The organism is Mucilaginibacter gossypiicola, from assembly GCF_900110105.1.
Lineage (GTDB): Bacteria > Bacteroidota > Bacteroidia > Sphingobacteriales > Sphingobacteriaceae > Mucilaginibacter > Mucilaginibacter gossypiicola.
Genome location: NZ_FOCL01000018.1, coordinates 55,126 through 70,181, shown reverse-complemented (window position 1 = coordinate 70,181; position 15,056 = coordinate 55,126). Strand labels below are relative to the sequence as shown.

Here is a 15,056-nt window from a genome sequence, read left to right as displayed (position 1 = left end):
CATAAGGTTTTAATTTTTTTATAAAAAAAGCCCGGCTGAGCGGGCTTCGATCGATGTAGGGCCGTATGAGGGGTATTAAAGCGCTGCAAATATTCCGACATAAAGTTAGTTTATTAAGTTTGTATTATTTATATGGAGGTGATGAAATTTTCATTATTTATCGCCATAAAATTAGCAAAATGGAAATTCTAATCCATTATTGGCTGGTGACGTGAAAATCTATCGTAATAGCTTCGGAGGCCCGAAACAGCAAATCAAGTATTATGGAGCGCGCCGTATTTTAGCTGCCCGGTTTTCCTGTTCAAAATACGGCGCGTTTCCCTGGGGCGGGCAGAGCCCGCCCACCGGGAAATTTAAGAACATTTGCGTTAACGTCGTGCGGGTTGATACACCCATATATCGGTGGCCACGCCGGATAGATGCTGTTCGATCATGGCTTTGACCTTCAGCCAGTCCAGCCCGCCGTTCCCGCATCCCAAGGCAGGCATGGCCAGGCTTTTCACCTTATTTTCCTTGAGGTAAGCTACAAGCGTATGCAATCCGCTTTCGATATACTCATACCTGGAGGGAAATTTCCAATGCTGTTTGGTCGGGAAATTGATAATCAGCCGTTCGCCGAGGATCAGTTCGCTATCCCTGACTGCCAGTATCTGCCCTGTGCGGAAACTCCCGTTCAGGCAGGCAACTTTATAAACCTCAAAATTATGTGGAAAGGCCCGTTTGAATTGCAGTGCGATACCCTTGCCCATCACGCCAGCTGTATTGACGGTATTGACCAGTGCTTCCGCACTTGAATCTAACAAATTTCCGGTGGTGTAGCGCAGCATAGGCAAATGATGATGATTGAATATTGCTCGTATTTTAAGTCGTAATATAGGGTATGCACACTAATCTGCTGTCGTTGGCAGGTCATTCCATGCTTTTAACTGCTGATACCTGTCTTCCCCATAATTTGAAAATAAAACGGTGTTTCGACGGGTTGTCCATTCGGTAACGCCGGGAATAGTTTGCCTGCATGATGGCCGGCTTAAGGCCGGTTACGATGATCTTATTAACTGCGGGATCGGTTATTCTTATGTTGTTCAATCTTTAATGGTTGTGAAATAAAGTCTTTCAGGTTCAGGAAGCAACCCCGGTTAAACAGGATGCCCTCCCGGAAAAGCTGCCACAACAGCGATGCGCCGTAATTGGCCAGTGTGGAGTTGATGAACAAATCCTGTTTGGTCAGCGCCTCGGCGAGGGAACAGCTTGGCGTTTCGTCGGCTTCTTCCGAGAACAGCAATAAGTCCCTGTACTCTTCGGTTACGAGGGGGAGGCTATCGACGGTTTCGTATTGTTTGGAAGCGGGCTGCGTGATCTTGTCCAATGTGGACAGGATAACCTGTCCGCTTGTCCGGCTGTTCCCGAAATCCATCCAGTATTTCGGGCGGTTCCGCCCGTGATAATTGTGTACAGTTTCCGTTAAAATTTTTGCAATGGTGAATCTGGCTTCCACCTTGTCCACGCAGCTGATGGTGACGGTGGCGGATGCCGTAGCTTTTCGGTTAGCCATGTGCTGATCGTACCGGATCGTTTCCGCTTTCCAGTTCGATCCAAAAAAGCGGTTGATGCGATTGATGAGGGCTACCGCTTTGAACTGTCCGAGTTCTGCGGTCGTGAACAACTGCCTTCCGAGGTTGGCAGTTTCCACTTTGTCGTCATCGAACAGCCTGACCATTAAGCCCGGATGCCCCAAATTGATCAATGACAGGTTCATCCTTGCGAGGGCGGTCAGCACCTGTCCGCCCGTACCGCCTGCGCCGATCAGGTTAACCGTGATGGGGTTGTACGGCCGTAATATTTCGTTTCCCACGATATGTACAGACGGCTTTTTGTTTTTGATCGTTTTCATCAGAGCAGGGATTTAAGGGTGTATGGTGTTTTGAGCAGTTCCTGCTGCGGGAAATCTTTTCCGGCGCCGGACAGTTTGCGCCACAGGTCGGTCGTATTGGATTTGGTGCTGTTGTTACCGTTGATGGAATGGCTGAAATAACTGTTGAAAAAGTAACTTTCCCAAGCATCCATAAAATCTTCCAAGGAAGTTGTTTGGTTAATATGGATGCTGACCGTACCCATACAAACCGCCCCGTTATGATAAATATTGAGATAAGGGGCATGGTAAAGGAGGGTGTCCAAATTGGGTTTGGTCTTTCCCCTGACGGCAAAAACTGAAAGCTTTTCGGCACTGGCTTTCCATACCATGCCGGGGATTCCGCATTTTCCTGACCGGATATCGAGGCTCTCAACAAAATACAGATCAACCTGCGTGGGGGGCGTGTACCAAATGGCGTTTCCGTTGGTTTGCTGATTGACGTACAAAAGATTAGCGGGTAAAAGTCCTTTACTTTTGAGGTAGCCATCCTTCAAATCCTGCGAGGTCTTTAAAATTTCAGATAAGCCTGTCATTTCCTTGATTGTCAGCGGGTGGGCGTTTACGGGCTGCCCGTTCCTGCCGATGTCGTAGCTTTCGACATAGATCTGCGTTTCTCTCGGCGTGTTCTCGATCTGGCTGATATTCGCTTCCCGGTCGTGCCTGTACAAAAGCAGGACTTTAAAGGGTTGGAAGCTGGTATTAAATTGTTCCGTTATATTCTTCATGATCGTAGTCGTCTAAAAGGTTTCGCAGGCGCTCCATTAAATGGAAAAACCTGTTCTCAAAATCAAAGTCGTTGTTTTCTTTTGGTGGCATCCGGTCAAAGCATTTCACGGAAACAGGTTCATCCATGACGGGCATTTCCTGAAAAGTGCAGTTGATGAGTTCATCCAGTTCATCGGCAAAGCAATCTGTCCCGCTCCAATAAAAGCCTGTATATTCAGTTGGCTTGATGTGCTCGTCCTCATTGGGGTAAAGCAGGTCGGGGTGTATACTATCCGCCAGTGAACGACCGGGGTAGTCCCGGTGTAACTTCAGGAAATCCAAGCCGATTAATTCCCATTCCAGTTCGTGCTGATCCCGGTGACGGTAGGCGGTCACGACTTTTTCCATCTGTGCCAATTGCTGCGGATTTTGGATAAGGCGCAGGATATGGATACCCGCCTGCCTTAACCCGTACATGGTATTTTCCCGGTGTTCGCGCCAGGCTTTATCTTCTTCGTCGTCCAAACCCTCGTCCTCCGCCTCATTCAGCCAGTTTTCGAGACAGTCGTACTGGCTGTCCATAAATGTACCATGCTCTGCATAAAATGGAAGTCCAACAATCTGGTAGAGATAGGCGAAAATGACGGTGAGCAATCCGGCAATCCGCTCGTGCTCCGCAGATTGCGACCACCGCCAAAAGGGGCGAACAGGGAGATAGAAAAAACAGCCTTTCAGATCGAACGTGCTGACCACTGCTAAAACGGCCTGCCTGCTTTCATCCGCCATGATCATACAATGATCGTTTTGATTGGCCTTACTGATCTGTCCGGCAATTTCTTTCCATGAACCATAAATATTCTGCGGAAAGGGCAGGGCGGACATATCCGGTATATGGAGGCCATAATAAGCGGAAAGGTTGAGGAGGGAGTTATTAAACTCCCGCTCCATGACTTCCCTGTTACCGTTGAATGCCCAAAAAGGCTGAAAAATGTGGTTTAAAAAACCATTTCCGCTACGCCTGCCGGGGCGCTTCTTGGCGGGTTTCGCCTTACCTCGTCGGCATCCGGCAGGCGATCTAAGCTGCCTGCCCATGCGCCGAACAATTGCTGTATTTTCCATTGGGGGCTGTCGGGTTTAATTTGGATAATCCTGTTCTTTCGCTGTGTTCTCATGGTTATCCTTTAGTTCCCATCGTCGTTTCGAAGCGGTACTGCGCTTCGCCGTTAATGATCTCCGGGCCTGTGATTTTGGCATTCGTTAATATCGGATATGTCCCGCCGTAGAAATGCTGTACATCGGTAATGGCGAAATTCTCGTTCGGGTCTGTCAGTCGGACATCCTGCCCGTTAACTTTATGCAGGAATACCCGCTGTAATTTGTTTACTTTCATGGCAATTGCTGTTAATCGTTGAACTGTTGGGTTAGCTTGTCATAGGTTTCCTTACCCGCCTGTATCTCTTTGCGCCTCTTGTTGAGGGTTTCGACCTGTTCGGGATAGTCGGTAGGGTCGGGTAACTGCGCCAACGCTTCGGTATATTTCATCTGCTTGGCCAGTTCTTTCGCCCTTTCCATCGCCTCGTCAAAGAAGCGTTTCTTTTCCGCTTTCGCCTGTTTGTCGTCAGCCTGTTGGGCGAACAGGTCATTTGCTTCGTCGCTGTCGTTGTCTTCCCCGGCCTCGTCAGCAGTTTTGACCTTTTTGCTGTTGGCCGTGTTTTTGTTTTTGGCTTTTTCCAGTTCTTTCTGATAGGTTTCCAGATTATTGACCAGTCCGATGGTCTGCTTGACTGGGGTGGCCAGTTCCGTAAAAAATCCCTCGTCCAGTTCGGTAGCTGTTCCGCCGATGGTCATCGGCGGGAGGGTATTCCCTGCGGTCGCCGAAATTTCGCCATTCCGCAATACGACCGAAACGGTCAGCTGTCCCTTGTTGTCGTTGTGGATATTCAACAGCATATTGCCCTCAAAGGCGAATGTGCTGATCTGTTCAAAAAAGTTCGTTTTCATATGGATTAAGATTTAAAGAGGTGGTTCAATGCTGCGAGGGCAAGCCAAAGCATACCCGCCAACAGGAATAAACTGGCGATCACCAAAAGCAGGGTTTCCAATATCGTCGTACAGATTGCCCGCCGAAAGGACGGGAATTGCTGTAGCCCTGCCACGTTTCGCCGGTAAAACCTGCGCCTGCCGATCAGGCAGCGGATAAGCAGGCTGATTACCATCAGTAATAAAGCATAGGGATTGTGATAGTTTCCTCCGGTGTTCATGGTCATTGAAATAAAAGTTCTACTGCGGGTTTGAATTTCGGGTCGCTGTGTTTGGCCTGTGCCACATACTGCGTTAAGGCGTGGGCGCAAAAAATAGCCGTGTACCCGTCAAATAACTGGTCGGCGAATACGTTCGGACTTTTATACAGGTCGCGGGTATATTTGGCCATGATGCGCTGGACGTCTTCGGCCAGTCCGAACCAAAACTCCACGCCGAAGAACTGGTCTTTCCAGTCCGCAGCGATCTGCTCCCGGTTGTTCAATACCGTTTCGGTCAGTTCATTCAGGTAGGCAAGGAATGCGGGGATTTCCTCGTTCAACAGGTTGTGCAATAGCCTCGCTTTTTGCACGTTGTTCAATATTCTCAAAGGCTGCATCTGTTCTGATTTTAAAAAATAAATTAAAAGCAGGGGGATTGCTCCCCCTGCCGGGTTAAGAAAGGTTGAGGGCATCGACACCACGGCGGGCGAAATCCCCGCAAAGGTTGAATGCGACCTGCGCCCGTTGTTTGGCTGTCCCCTCGATGATCGATTTAAATTTGGCGTCACCGTCCCTGAAATTGCGGACGTTCTGATAATAACCGGTGATGGCGTTGTAAGCGCCGAACAATGTCCCGGCAGTGGTTTCCATCTGCTGCGTTTCGTTCCCCATCGCATAGGCGAAAGCATTATCGACGATATTGGTATAGGTGCTTGACAGCTTGTCAAGCAGGCCCAGTTCCAAATTGCTGATGACCTCCTTGTTCGGGGCCATGGCCAACTGAATCAATTTTTTACCTGCTTGTCGGTAATCCGAACTTTAGTCCAGTAATTGAACAATTCCTCCAGTTCGGTGGCCATCGTATTGGAAATTCCCATGAGTGTATGCGCCTGTTTCAGGCGGTCATTGGCCGAAGCGGTGTGCCTGATCTTGATCGCCCCGGTCTGATTGCGGAGCGCAGCATTCAGCGTATTGTTACAAACGATACGGATGGGCGTAAATGCTGCGGAGATACTACCAAAACCATCATGCGAGGTAGTCAGGAATAAGTATTGTTCGATGAGATCCGCCCTGCCCACCTTGATGTAGTCCGGCAGTTTGGCGGTAATGAACACCCGTTCGCCGTTGCCCAAAGCGCCTGCGGTTTCGTATTGGATACCGCTGCCACCGCCCACGATGGCATCAAAGAACTGGAAAGCATCCGCATTCTGTACCACTTCGTAATCCTTGCCGACCACGCCCAGCACGCTGTTGTTGTCATTGCGTACCGTAGCGTAAAAATTGGGAACTGCGATCTTGCCGAAGTCCTCGCCGTCGGTCAGGTCATTCGCTAATACGTTGGTGAACAAAGGGCGTTTTTCTACGGTATAGTCCAATCCTGCAAAGCGGATAGCCTCGGCGCTTGTCGGGTGATCTGCGACGATCAGCCCGAGGCCATGCCATGCTTTTTGTTTCACGCTGAAGAAGCTTGTTTTTCCGGTCTGCTCGTTATAAAAAAGGTTATGTGCCATGAACTTGAATTTTAAGGGTTAAAAAATAGGATAGATTAACGTTGTCTTGGGAGGGTGCTGCGGGTTTCTGCGTTGTGTGATGCGCCTAAAAGGGTGATCTCGTTCGTGTGAAAGTTGAGGCTTGCCATCGGTTCTCCGTCCTTGCTTACCCAGGGTCTTGCACTCATGTGGCCGTACAGCTGTACCAATAAACCTTTGGTCAGGTAGGGTGCTAATTTGTCGGTACGCCAGAATGAGCAATCCACGTAGGTCGTTTCCTCTTTTTGTTCCCCGTTTGAAGTGTACCTGCGGTTGATCGCCAACCTGAACCCGGTCACTTTTTTGTCGGCGCTTGTCGTTCTCACGGTAGCGTCCGCTACCAGTCTTCCTGTGATCTCCATGATGTTCAATTTTTAAATTTTACCAATTCGTTAATTTGCTTTTCCCTTTAGCCGCCTTCCCCTGAATGCTGTTTTCAAAAGAAAAAACGGAAAAAAAGAAAGCCCGAAAAGGTGCCCGCGCAGGGCAAAAGGAAACGGAATAATTGGAGGGGACCCTTTGGGGAGGCGGCCGTTTATGCCGTAGTCTTTTGCGGATGATGACCGGGTCTTATTGCCGCGGGCAAAACCTTCGCTGGCCTTTTTATCCGTTTCTGGCGAAAACAGCGGGTAGGTCCTATAATTTCCCAAACCTTCGGATACAAATGCAGGAATGCCATGATGCGTTTGCCGAAATTCAGCCTGCAGGACTGCTGGCGATTGTTGTATACGTACAATAGAAACAGGGGAGTCGCGTCCCACCAGGAAGATGATGTTGCCGCAGGGCTGGCCTGTTGTACCAGGTGATCCTCTTCGAACAGCGGGGAACGGGCAGATCATAGACGAAACCTTCGGACAGCAACACTATCAATGTCGACAGAGCCGTCGAAGATTTGCAAATCCTGAGGAAGCAGCTACCAATCAATAAAATGTCGCTGTAAGACAATTTTGGGGGGAACATTCCGGTTGCCGCTTTCATTGGCCGTTAACCGAGGTACGTCAATCTTTATATTTACGCTTGTCGGCGGGAGGTCAACGGCAACCAGAGCAACCTGATCTGTGAAAATGTCGCGCTCAAGAAGAACCAGGCAAAAACGAAGTACTGGTGGGCAACTGTGTTAGCCGGGCGCGACCCTTTTAGAGCCCCGGCAGAACATTTAATGGCTATGTTCAGGGCCAATGGCAAAATATGATGGTTTCATCACAATATAATGTACCTGTAAAATGGAAATTTTCTGCAAGCCCGGTTTGCTCCTGCTATGGCGCGCCGGTTAATCGTGTTATAGGAGCGTTTTTTTACTTTTTCTCAAAGCTGCACCTTTACTGAACAATGAACTATATTTTATGATCCCGATCATTTTCAAATCGTAATACTTCGGCTACTTAGGAGAATCTTTTTAACAGCTTTACATTTTCTCTCGATATTCGGGCGATAAAGGTATCGCTTTCCGTTATTTTAAGGTTTAAAAATATGTTTATAGCGTTGGCCACTGTGGCAACATTTATGATAGTTGTAATCATCGTAATGGCAACATATCTTTCTCCGTTGCCACCTCAAATAATTTCCCCGCTGTCAGAACCAATGCCGTTCATTGACCCGACACACTGAGAGAAACATGTTGATCGCCGGCCGGAATTCCGGGAAGCGGGATCTATCCGGGCCGTTATCCATAGGCATCAGTCCCCTAGTGGAAAAAGTGATGTAGAAAATTCCGAAGGTCCGGCCAAATTCAAGGACCGGGAAAAGCGATGCTAAAAGCCAAATTTTGAAGTCAGAAAGAAGTTTGCTTTAACGACAGGTAAAAGTAGTCCGGATCCTGGTTCTCTTTGGTCGTATTTTTTCGATGACCGTTTACCGCTACCCCTGACCAACCAGCTGGGCTGTAGTCGTCGCGCACCAAGTTTACGCACAGACCTTTCAGGCGAGAATTAAGTTTTGCAGTACAATAACAAGGGTAAAGAAAGTCTATATGAACATTTTTCGCAAATAGACTCCAGTGATATGGCATGTCTCAAACATTTTAAGAATAGAATCCTTTATGATAAAATCCTTGTATTTATGACTAAAAAGAAAAACCTTTTCGAACGTTTTGCAAATTGGGCAACCAATGCGACTGGCAGTTCAGCTGCTTTTATTATTGCCGCGCTAACGATTGTCATTTGGGCGGCGACCGGCCCTTTAGCCCACTATTCAGAAACCTGGCAGCTGATCATCAATACCGGGACGACAATCATTACTTTCCTTATGGTTTTTCTGATTCAGAAATCGCAAAATAAAGACTCAAAAGCAATACACTTAAAGCTGAATGAGCTGATCGCTTCGCATGAAGGTAGTAGCAACAGGATGGTCAACTTAGAAGATTTGAGTGAAGAGGAACTAGATCAGTTACGCAAGTTCTATATGAAACTTTCCCGGCTGGCCATTGATGAAGATGATATCACCTGCACGCACTCTATCGATGCGGCGGAGGAGAATCATCAGATTAAAATGGGGCATTACCGAAGCCGCGAAAGTTATGTTACGGGCAGCTCGGGGAAACCGAATAAAAAGGACGTGCCAACCAAACCAGCTGTAAAGAAAGCCCCGGCAAAATCGGTAAGCAAAACAAAATAAGGGTAATTTCACGATCTTATGGAGCACGCCTTTGAAGATAAAGTGATGAAATGCAGCATGGCATATCAGTAGGGCTCCAGACAAAACCCAGTGGACGAAAGGTAATATTATGCGCTACGCAGTTTTTTTCATCGATCTTAAATTCCAGCCAGGCCTCAGCGGGCAATTTCATTTTGGCATACAACGGAACGCTTTTTTTATTTACTTAAAGCCAGAAATCCATTGCCTCTCCCGGCCACGATGAGGCTCGGCTCTAAAGGGCATAAATCCGTAATCAATGGCTGATTTTATCCAAATTCAGACGGCTGTTTGCACCGGAGAATCACAATAAAGCAAAGGCTATTATTAATTACCAGACTCACCCATTACCTAATCCTCACTTTAGCTGGCGCGTTTCTCAGCGATGGCAGCCAACATTTTTTTGAAAGGCTGGTTAAACTTTTCAATGGCGTCCTGTTCCAAATGCGCGGTGATTTGCTGTAGGTCGATGCCCGCATGATGCAGCTGATTCAACGTATTGTCTGCCGAGTGGAGTCCTGATTCCAAGGTATCAATCACTACTCCATGATCGCGAAAGGCATCAATAGTTTCCAGCGGTGCAGTATTGACTGTATCGGGCCCGATAAGTGCTTCAACATACTTGGTGTCCCGGGCAGAAGGGTCTTTGCTGCTGGTGCTGGCCCACAGCAAACGTTGCGGTTTGGCTCCTTCATCGGCTAGTTTCTGCCAGCGCTCTGAATGAAAAACCCTTTGATAGATAGCATAAGCCTTTTTAGCCGAGGCGATTGCGACCTCGCCCTTCAGGTCCTTCAACCCTTTATCTACCAGCATGGGATCAACGAGCACATCAATGCGGCTTAGGAAAAAACTGGCGACCGAGGCGATCTGGCTGAGGGACTCTCCGTTGGCGAGCCGGTCTTCCAACCCGGAAAGATAAGCCTCGACGACCGCTTCATAACGCTCCAGCCCGAAGATCAGCGTAACATTGACGTTGATTCCGGCAGCGATAGCCGCACGGATAGCGGGCAGGCCGGGCAGGGTGCCGGGGATCTTGATCATGACATTTTTTCGGTCGACCCGTTGCCACAAGTTCTTGGCCTGGCGGATAGTTCCTTCGGTATCTAAGGCCAGCGCTGGCGAGACTTCCAGGCTGACATAGCCATCAGCGCCCACCACATCGTCATTGTAAACGGGATCGAAAAGGTCTGCCGCCTGTTGAATATCGGCGATTGCCAGTTCGAAAAACAGTTCTTCGTCGCTTAGCGAACTATCGGCTTTCGCCTTGATGTCGGCGTCATAATCCGAACTCGAGGATATGGCCTTTTCAAAAATTGCCGGGTTAGAGGTTACGCCACGCAGGCCATCCTCATCGATCATTTGTTTGAGCTTACCAGTATTCATGATTTTCCGATCGATAAAATCGAGCCATATGCTTTGTTTGTGTTGGTGGATCTGCTTAACTTTATTGTCTGCCATAAGAACTGTAGCAACTGGGAAATAGTCCTCCTCCAAAGCCGGAAAAATCCAATGCTATTTAAATAACCCGACTTTACAACTTATGTTTGTGAAGATGTCAGATAATAAATACTTTGACTGAGTCGCCTTCGTAACGTTATCTTTCCCAGAAAATCGTCTAATTTTGACGGGAGAGCAGTTTGGGTATCTATACTTGCCGTTAATTACACGATACAGCAGCTGGGTAGATTGAAATGAAATGTCGAACCTTTATGCTCTTCACTTTCTACCCAAATCTTACCGCCATGGTCGGTCACAATTTTCGAAGTTATATAAAGCCCCATACCCAATCCGGCGTGCGTTTTGCTTACGTCTTCAGCGCGGTAAAATTTATCAAAAATGGATGTCATCGTATCTGCCGACATACCTATACCCTGATCTTTAATTGATATAGTAATATACCCCTCACTGTCAAGAACTGAACCAACTTCTATGTCTGTATTAATGTTTGAATATTTGGCCGCATTGCCCAAAAGGTTCGAAAATACCTGCTCCATCCGTAGGATATCGATCATTACATCAGCATCATCCCCCAGAGTGCTGTTAATGGTATGATTAGGCATAATACTTTGCATCACTGCTAACTGCTCAATGATAAAACTATTAAGCTTCACTTGCTTTAAATTGTATTGCAAGTTGCCATTTTCAGCCCGCGAAATATCAAGCAGTTGCTGCACAAGCGAATTAAGCTTGGTAGACTGCAAGTCTATTTTATTTAATATTCCCTTCAATCGATCGGAAACCGGTTCTTTAGTGGTTTTTGCCATCTGAGTGAAGGCTTTTAAAACAGTCAGGGGTGTTTTAAGCTCATGGCTGGCAATGGAGATAAATTCAGTTTTCTTTTCGTCTATCAGTTTTGTCCGTCTCAATTCCTCTTCCTGCTCCGCGGTTAGTTTGTGCAGGTGCGAGTTTCGTCGTTTTATTTCTTCGTAAGGATTAAGGGGCTGTTCCTCCTGAAAGAATTTTTTAAGTATGCTGATCTTAACCGCGTCGAGCTTTAATGACCGTGGCAGCCCCAGCTTCATATCTATAATATAAGCACCATTCTGGCCGGTTAATTCAAACTCGGGCACCAGCTTTTGGGCATAGTAAAAACCTTCATCGCCAGAGGTTAGTTTGATTTCGCTATTGAAGGTTACGTTGGCCTTTAACACATACCGTGTTTTATTTTGTTCAATCCCAATAGCGAGCGTGCCGTTATCGGTGTATTCAATAACGGCCCGGGCCACTTCAGATACAGCAGTGGCAAATGTGGTTTGTGTCGCCACGGTTAATCCAAGCTTTTCGGCAACCTTCATCGACCGCTTGTGAGCAAGCACCAGGTCCATTTCATTCTCTAGCGAGATGCTTACTACTTCTGTCATTTTATTTAACTTTTGCTATGATCACCGACATGTCGTCGTTTTTACGTGCATGGTCTTTATATATTGCGGCAGCTAAAACGGAAAGATCGTATTTATACATTAACGGATATTTTGCAAGGTCGATGCGGGTTTTAATCCCGTCAGAACAAAGCATCACCTGGTTAAATTCATCAGCAAGGTATTGCTGATCATTCATGGTATTAGGTATGTTATGGCCCACAATGCCGTTGTACGACATATGGTTTTTGAAATTTATAGGTCCAAACATGCGCGCGGCAATATTACCTACGCCTGCAGATGACCACTTTTTTTCGCCGTAATGATAGCCGACTACATTTATTACCGCTCCACGGGTTTTTTTTATATTCGCATGAATAAATCGCAATGTTTCCGTAGGACTGTAATCAGGAAATACTTTGAATGCGGCGGCGGCCTCGTTAATAGCCTTGTTAGCCTCGGGGCCGTGCCCTAAGCCATCTGCCAGCATCATCTTTAAATATTTATCTGTTTTTTTATACACAAAGCCATCGCCGCTTGTTTTTTCGCCCGGCTTGGATACCACTATCGGCCGCATGATTACGTTGTCGTCCGCTTTCGACTTTTCGGGGTCGCTGTAAACACGGCTAAGTACTATGGTCCCCCAGCCTGGTTGCGAATAAAGCTCAAAAGTATCCGAAAGGCGTTTCATGCTACCTAAACCATGGCCTAAAGTATTTGTTGTTGAAACCCCGTCAACCATCATCCGGGCCGGGTTAACCATTCCGGGCCCATTATCAATGCTGATCAGTTCAATGTAAGGCGAGCCTGCGTTGGCAAAAGTACCCATCAATATTTCGCCATCGTCACTGTACTTATACAGGTTAGATGTCATTTCGGCTACAATGAGGTCAAGCTCATTGATGCGGCCCGCATTCATCCCGGCCTCAGTTGCCAGCCGGTGGATTTCTTTTTTGATCAGCGAGAAATAACTGCGGTCGTCCGCTGCAAAACTGATATGCGTAGCGTCAACCATTGGCCCATTTTATGATGGTAACAGTCGTGCCTTCGCCAACTTTACTCTTGATTTCAAACTCGTTCACCAGTCGTTTGGTACCGGGCAATCCCAATCCAAGGCTTTTACCTGTAGAAAAACCATCGCGCATGGCGGCTTCAATATCAGGGATTCCCGGTCCTTTATCAGAAAATACCAGCCTGACACCATTATTACGGCCGCTAGAAACAACCTCGATCTGGCAGACGCCGCCATTGGCATAGCGCATCATATTGCGTACCAGTTCGCTGGCTGCTGTAAGCAGACGGGTCTGATTAACCAAGCCCATTTTAATTCTTACGGCGACTTCTTTCACCCGGTTTTTTAAAAAAACAACATCCTGCTCTTTTAGTACCTGCACGGTGTCTTTACTGAGTGATAATATCATCGTCGGTCGATTCTTGATCTATGTCTTCTTCATCTATATCAATCATCGATTTTAGCAAGCTCATGCCACGCTCCATGTCCAAAGCAGTATGCACACCTTTTAATGGTAGGCCCAGTTCTATCAACGTAATGGCAACCGCGGGCTGCATGCCTACAACTACCGTTTCTGCATCCAGTATTTTCGACATGCTGGCGATATTTCCAATAATACGTCCCATAAATGAATCAACAATCGTTACTGCCGATATATCTATCAAAACTCCCCTGGCATTCGTCTTATTTACCATCTGGACAAGGTCGGCCTCCAGGTTAAGTGCAAGGCGGTCATAAAGATCAACCTGGATCGTAACCAGTAAAAAATTGCCCAGCCGCAGAATAGGAATTTTATCCATTATAAAGCGATATTAAGATTTAGCGATAATGTTTGATTTTCTAACTTCCAGTTTCATCAGCTTAAAAGAGTGTGATAAAGCGCTTGCTAAAGTTGCCTTGGTAATGATATTGGAAAGATCGATACCGAGATGCACGACGGTCTGGGCAATCTCGGGTCGGATACCGCTTATAATACATTCAGCTCCCATCAGCCGGGTGGCGCTAACCGTTTTAATCAAATGCTGGGCAACAAGAGAATCTACCGCGGGCACGCCTGAAATATCTAATATGGCTATGCTTGATCCGGTCTCCACTATTTCCTGTAGCAGGTTTTCCATTACTATTTGTGTGCGCGCGCTATCCAGGGTACCGATGATAGGCAGGGCAAGGATACCATCCCATACACGGATCACCGGTGTCGATATCTCGGCTATCTCGTCAGTTTGCCTTAAGATCACCTCCTCGCGGCCTTTTATAAAGGTCTCGAAGGTAACAACGCTGAGGTTATCCATCAGGCGGTTTATTTTGAGGCTTTCAGTAAATAATTGCTGCGGATCGTTGCCTATTTCTTCCTTGAGTACTTCGAGTAAGGCCTCCTTCAGTGAAAATACGAAGTTGCCCGTTTCGCGGGGGCTGAATCCCTGGCGCGCACGCGTTATGGCAATGCCACCTAAAATTTCAATGACCGGGCTCCATTCGTCAGAATTAAGGTTGGTAAAATTTTCGCTTGATAAATTGCTCACCAAGGCGTCAACTAACTCTTCAGACTGGCTTCTCAGTTCATCGTTACTGATCAGATCTTCCCGCAGGCCTTCATCGGCCAGTTGGTTCTTCATCCAGAGTTCAAGGATGTTTTTTTTCTTTTTTTGTAGCAATTGATGTGTTTTAAGTGACATGGATGAAGAATAGGGTAAATGATTAGTTGACCTTACAACCCAAACTTGGCAAAGTTGAATTAATGCGGAAAGTTAGATAACCCTTTTCAAATTAAGAAATTTATGTAAAAGAATCGATATGTTTTGTTCAGATAACTTGCGCATAATATTTGAGGACCTTCTGTAAGTAAACCAGAACAAGAAAGTGGCAAATGTCAGGTGAACGCGCAATAAATGGACTTGTTTGTGAATGGCCCAGCGTGTTTATGCCGCGAAAGTTACTTTACTGGTTTCAATTCGATGGTTAACTTTCCTGTGACAGATAACCGAAAAAATTCATAGGCAGATTGATTGTCCCCACAAGGTCTTTTGCGGACGATGACCGACTTTTTTCGCCGCGCGTCAGCCCTTCGCTGGCCTTTTTATCCGCATCTCGCGAAAAAGCAGATCAATCCCCGACAGCCATTCTCCACTCAATAAGATACAAATGCAGCAGTAACATGATGCCTTTGCC

The 15,056-nt window shown here is 46.9% G+C and carries 18 protein-coding genes and 1 pseudogene; 1 reads left to right on the top strand and 18 read right to left on the bottom strand.

Translation table 11 applies throughout. The features are described 5' to 3' along the window. Nucleotides 1-368: 368 nt before the first annotated feature. The 12 genes and pseudogenes from BMX50_RS31825 to BMX50_RS31775 form a co-directional block, all read right to left on the bottom strand. Nucleotides 369-827, bottom strand: a complete 459-nt coding sequence (locus tag BMX50_RS31825; RefSeq protein ID WP_208864845.1) for a macro domain-containing protein — start codon at nucleotides 825-827, stop codon at nucleotides 369-371. 224 nt (nucleotides 828-1,051) lie between these two features. Beyond that, the gene (locus tag BMX50_RS31820) at nucleotides 1,052-1,891 is read right to left on the bottom strand and encodes a PRTRC system ThiF family protein (protein ID WP_208864844.1); all 840 of its coding nucleotides are present in this window, start codon (nucleotides 1,889-1,891) and stop codon (nucleotides 1,052-1,054) included. Further along, nucleotides 1,891-2,637 carry a hypothetical protein gene (locus BMX50_RS31815; protein WP_091221085.1) on the bottom strand — a complete coding sequence of 249 codons (747 nt, stop codon included), beginning with the start codon at nucleotides 2,635-2,637 and terminating at the stop codon, nucleotides 1,891-1,893. The genes BMX50_RS31820 and BMX50_RS31815 overlap by 1 nt, the downstream gene beginning before the upstream one ends. Continuing rightward, nucleotides 2,612-3,565 carry a hypothetical protein gene (locus BMX50_RS31810; RefSeq protein ID WP_091221082.1) on the bottom strand — a complete coding sequence of 318 codons (954 nt, stop codon included), beginning with the start codon at nucleotides 3,563-3,565 and terminating at the stop codon, nucleotides 2,612-2,614. The genes BMX50_RS31815 and BMX50_RS31810 overlap by 26 nt, the downstream gene beginning before the upstream one ends. A gap of 47 nt (nucleotides 3,566-3,612) precedes the next feature. Next, nucleotides 3,613-3,789 carry a hypothetical protein gene (locus BMX50_RS34680; protein WP_167668162.1) on the bottom strand — a complete coding sequence of 59 codons (177 nt, stop codon included), beginning with the start codon at nucleotides 3,787-3,789 and terminating at the stop codon, nucleotides 3,613-3,615. A gap of 2 nt (nucleotides 3,790-3,791) precedes the next feature. Then, nucleotides 3,792-4,007: a PRTRC system protein C gene (locus tag BMX50_RS31805; protein WP_091221079.1), complete on the bottom strand. Its 216-nt coding sequence runs from the start codon at nucleotides 4,005-4,007 to the stop codon at nucleotides 3,792-3,794. An 11-nt stretch (nucleotides 4,008-4,018) separates the two neighbouring features. Continuing rightward, complete coding sequence (locus BMX50_RS31800; protein ID WP_091221076.1) at nucleotides 4,019-4,618, bottom strand: PRTRC system protein E; 600 nt, start codon at nucleotides 4,616-4,618, stop codon at nucleotides 4,019-4,021. 5 nt (nucleotides 4,619-4,623) lie between these two features. Then, complete coding sequence (locus BMX50_RS31795) at nucleotides 4,624-4,878, bottom strand: hypothetical protein (RefSeq protein WP_143065317.1); 255 nt, start codon at nucleotides 4,876-4,878, stop codon at nucleotides 4,624-4,626. Between the two features lie 2 nt (nucleotides 4,879-4,880). Then, on the bottom strand, nucleotides 4,881-5,255 hold the full coding sequence (locus BMX50_RS31790; RefSeq protein WP_143065316.1) for a hypothetical protein: 375 nt from the start codon (nucleotides 5,253-5,255) through the stop codon (nucleotides 4,881-4,883). A 55-nt stretch (nucleotides 5,256-5,310) separates the two neighbouring features. Continuing rightward, a pseudogene (locus BMX50_RS31785) lies at nucleotides 5,311-6,368 on the bottom strand (DUF932 domain-containing protein). 35 nt (nucleotides 6,369-6,403) lie between these two features. Continuing rightward, nucleotides 6,404-6,748 carry a single-stranded DNA-binding protein gene (locus BMX50_RS31780; protein WP_091221066.1) on the bottom strand — a complete coding sequence of 115 codons (345 nt, stop codon included), beginning with the start codon at nucleotides 6,746-6,748 and terminating at the stop codon, nucleotides 6,404-6,406. 30 nt (nucleotides 6,749-6,778) lie between these two features. Continuing rightward, on the bottom strand, nucleotides 6,779-7,225 hold the full coding sequence (locus BMX50_RS31775) for a hypothetical protein (RefSeq protein ID WP_091221063.1): 447 nt from the start codon (nucleotides 7,223-7,225) through the stop codon (nucleotides 6,779-6,781). Between the two features lie 1,219 nt (nucleotides 7,226-8,444). Here BMX50_RS31775 and BMX50_RS31770 point away from each other — a divergent pair. After that, a complete protein-coding gene (locus tag BMX50_RS31770) occupies nucleotides 8,445-8,999 on the top strand; it encodes a low affinity iron permease family protein (RefSeq protein ID WP_091221059.1) in 555 nt (184 codons plus the stop codon). Nucleotides 9,000-9,380: 381 nt separating this feature from the next. Here BMX50_RS31770 and tal read toward each other — a convergent pair whose 3' ends face one another. From tal to BMX50_RS31740, 6 genes are all read right to left on the bottom strand, one after another. Beyond that, a complete protein-coding gene (gene tal, locus BMX50_RS31765) occupies nucleotides 9,381-10,475 on the bottom strand; it encodes a transaldolase (protein ID WP_091221054.1) in 1,095 nt (364 codons plus the stop codon). 203 nt (nucleotides 10,476-10,678) lie between these two features. Then, complete coding sequence (locus tag BMX50_RS31760; RefSeq protein ID WP_091221050.1) at nucleotides 10,679-11,878, bottom strand: ATP-binding protein; 1,200 nt, start codon at nucleotides 11,876-11,878, stop codon at nucleotides 10,679-10,681. Nucleotide 11,879: 1 nt separating this feature from the next. After that, nucleotides 11,880-12,890, bottom strand: a complete 1,011-nt coding sequence (locus BMX50_RS31755) for an ATP-binding protein (protein ID WP_091221047.1) — start codon at nucleotides 12,888-12,890, stop codon at nucleotides 11,880-11,882. Next, nucleotides 12,883-13,296: an anti-sigma regulatory factor gene (locus BMX50_RS31750; RefSeq protein WP_091221043.1), complete on the bottom strand. Its 414-nt coding sequence runs from the start codon at nucleotides 13,294-13,296 to the stop codon at nucleotides 12,883-12,885. The genes BMX50_RS31755 and BMX50_RS31750 overlap by 8 nt, the downstream gene beginning before the upstream one ends. Then, nucleotides 13,277-13,687, bottom strand: a complete 411-nt coding sequence (locus BMX50_RS31745) for an STAS domain-containing protein (protein ID WP_091221041.1) — start codon at nucleotides 13,685-13,687, stop codon at nucleotides 13,277-13,279. The genes BMX50_RS31750 and BMX50_RS31745 overlap by 20 nt, the downstream gene beginning before the upstream one ends. Nucleotides 13,688-13,699: 12 nt before the next feature. After that, entirely contained in the window at nucleotides 13,700-14,563 is an 864-nt protein-coding gene (locus BMX50_RS31740; protein ID WP_091221037.1) for an STAS domain-containing protein, read from the bottom strand. Nucleotides 14,564-15,056: the final 493 nt, after the last annotated feature.

Coding starts and splice junctions, on each gene's coding strand:
- BMX50_RS31815 (WP_091221085.1), bottom strand. CDS start 2,637: ATGAAGAATATAACGGAACAATTTAATACCAGCTTCCAACCCTTTAAA.
- BMX50_RS31745 (WP_091221041.1), bottom strand. CDS start 13,687: ATGGATAAAATTCCTATTCTGCGGCTGGGCAATTTTTTACTGGTTACG.
- BMX50_RS31775 (WP_091221063.1), bottom strand. CDS start 7,225: ATGATCTGCCCGTTCCCCGCTGTTCGAAGAGGATCACCTGGTACAACA.
- BMX50_RS31760 (WP_091221050.1), bottom strand. CDS start 11,878: ATGACAGAAGTAGTAAGCATCTCGCTAGAGAATGAAATGGACCTGGTG.
- BMX50_RS31790 (WP_143065316.1), bottom strand. CDS start 5,255: ATGCAGCCTTTGAGAATATTGAACAACGTGCAAAAAGCGAGGCTATTG.
- BMX50_RS31750 (WP_091221043.1), bottom strand. CDS start 13,296: ATGATATTATCACTCAGTAAAGACACCGTGCAGGTACTAAAAGAGCAG.
- BMX50_RS31810 (WP_091221082.1), bottom strand. CDS start 3,565: ATGGAGCGGGAGTTTAATAACTCCCTCCTCAACCTTTCCGCTTATTAT.
- BMX50_RS31820 (WP_208864844.1), bottom strand. CDS start 1,891: ATGAAAACGATCAAAAACAAAAAGCCGTCTGTACATATCGTGGGAAAC.
- BMX50_RS31770 (WP_091221059.1), top strand. CDS start 8,445: ATGACTAAAAAGAAAAACCTTTTCGAACGTTTTGCAAATTGGGCAACC.
- BMX50_RS31805 (WP_091221079.1), bottom strand. CDS start 4,007: ATGAAAGTAAACAAATTACAGCGGGTATTCCTGCATAAAGTTAACGGG.
- BMX50_RS34680 (WP_167668162.1), bottom strand. CDS start 3,789: ATGAGAACACAGCGAAAGAACAGGATTATCCAAATTAAACCCGACAGC.
- BMX50_RS31795 (WP_143065317.1), bottom strand. CDS start 4,878: ATGAACACCGGAGGAAACTATCACAATCCCTATGCTTTATTACTGATG.
- BMX50_RS31800 (WP_091221076.1), bottom strand. CDS start 4,618: ATGAAAACGAACTTTTTTGAACAGATCAGCACATTCGCCTTTGAGGGC.
- BMX50_RS31740 (WP_091221037.1), bottom strand. CDS start 14,563: ATGTCACTTAAAACACATCAATTGCTACAAAAAAAGAAAAAAAACATC.
- tal (WP_091221054.1), bottom strand. CDS start 10,475: ATGGCAGACAATAAAGTTAAGCAGATCCACCAACACAAACAAAGCATA.
- BMX50_RS31825 (WP_208864845.1), bottom strand. CDS start 827: ATGCTGCGCTACACCACCGGAAATTTGTTAGATTCAAGTGCGGAAGCA.
- BMX50_RS31755 (WP_091221047.1), bottom strand. CDS start 12,890: ATGGTTGACGCTACGCATATCAGTTTTGCAGCGGACGACCGCAGTTAT.
- BMX50_RS31780 (WP_091221066.1), bottom strand. CDS start 6,748: ATGGAGATCACAGGAAGACTGGTAGCGGACGCTACCGTGAGAACGACA.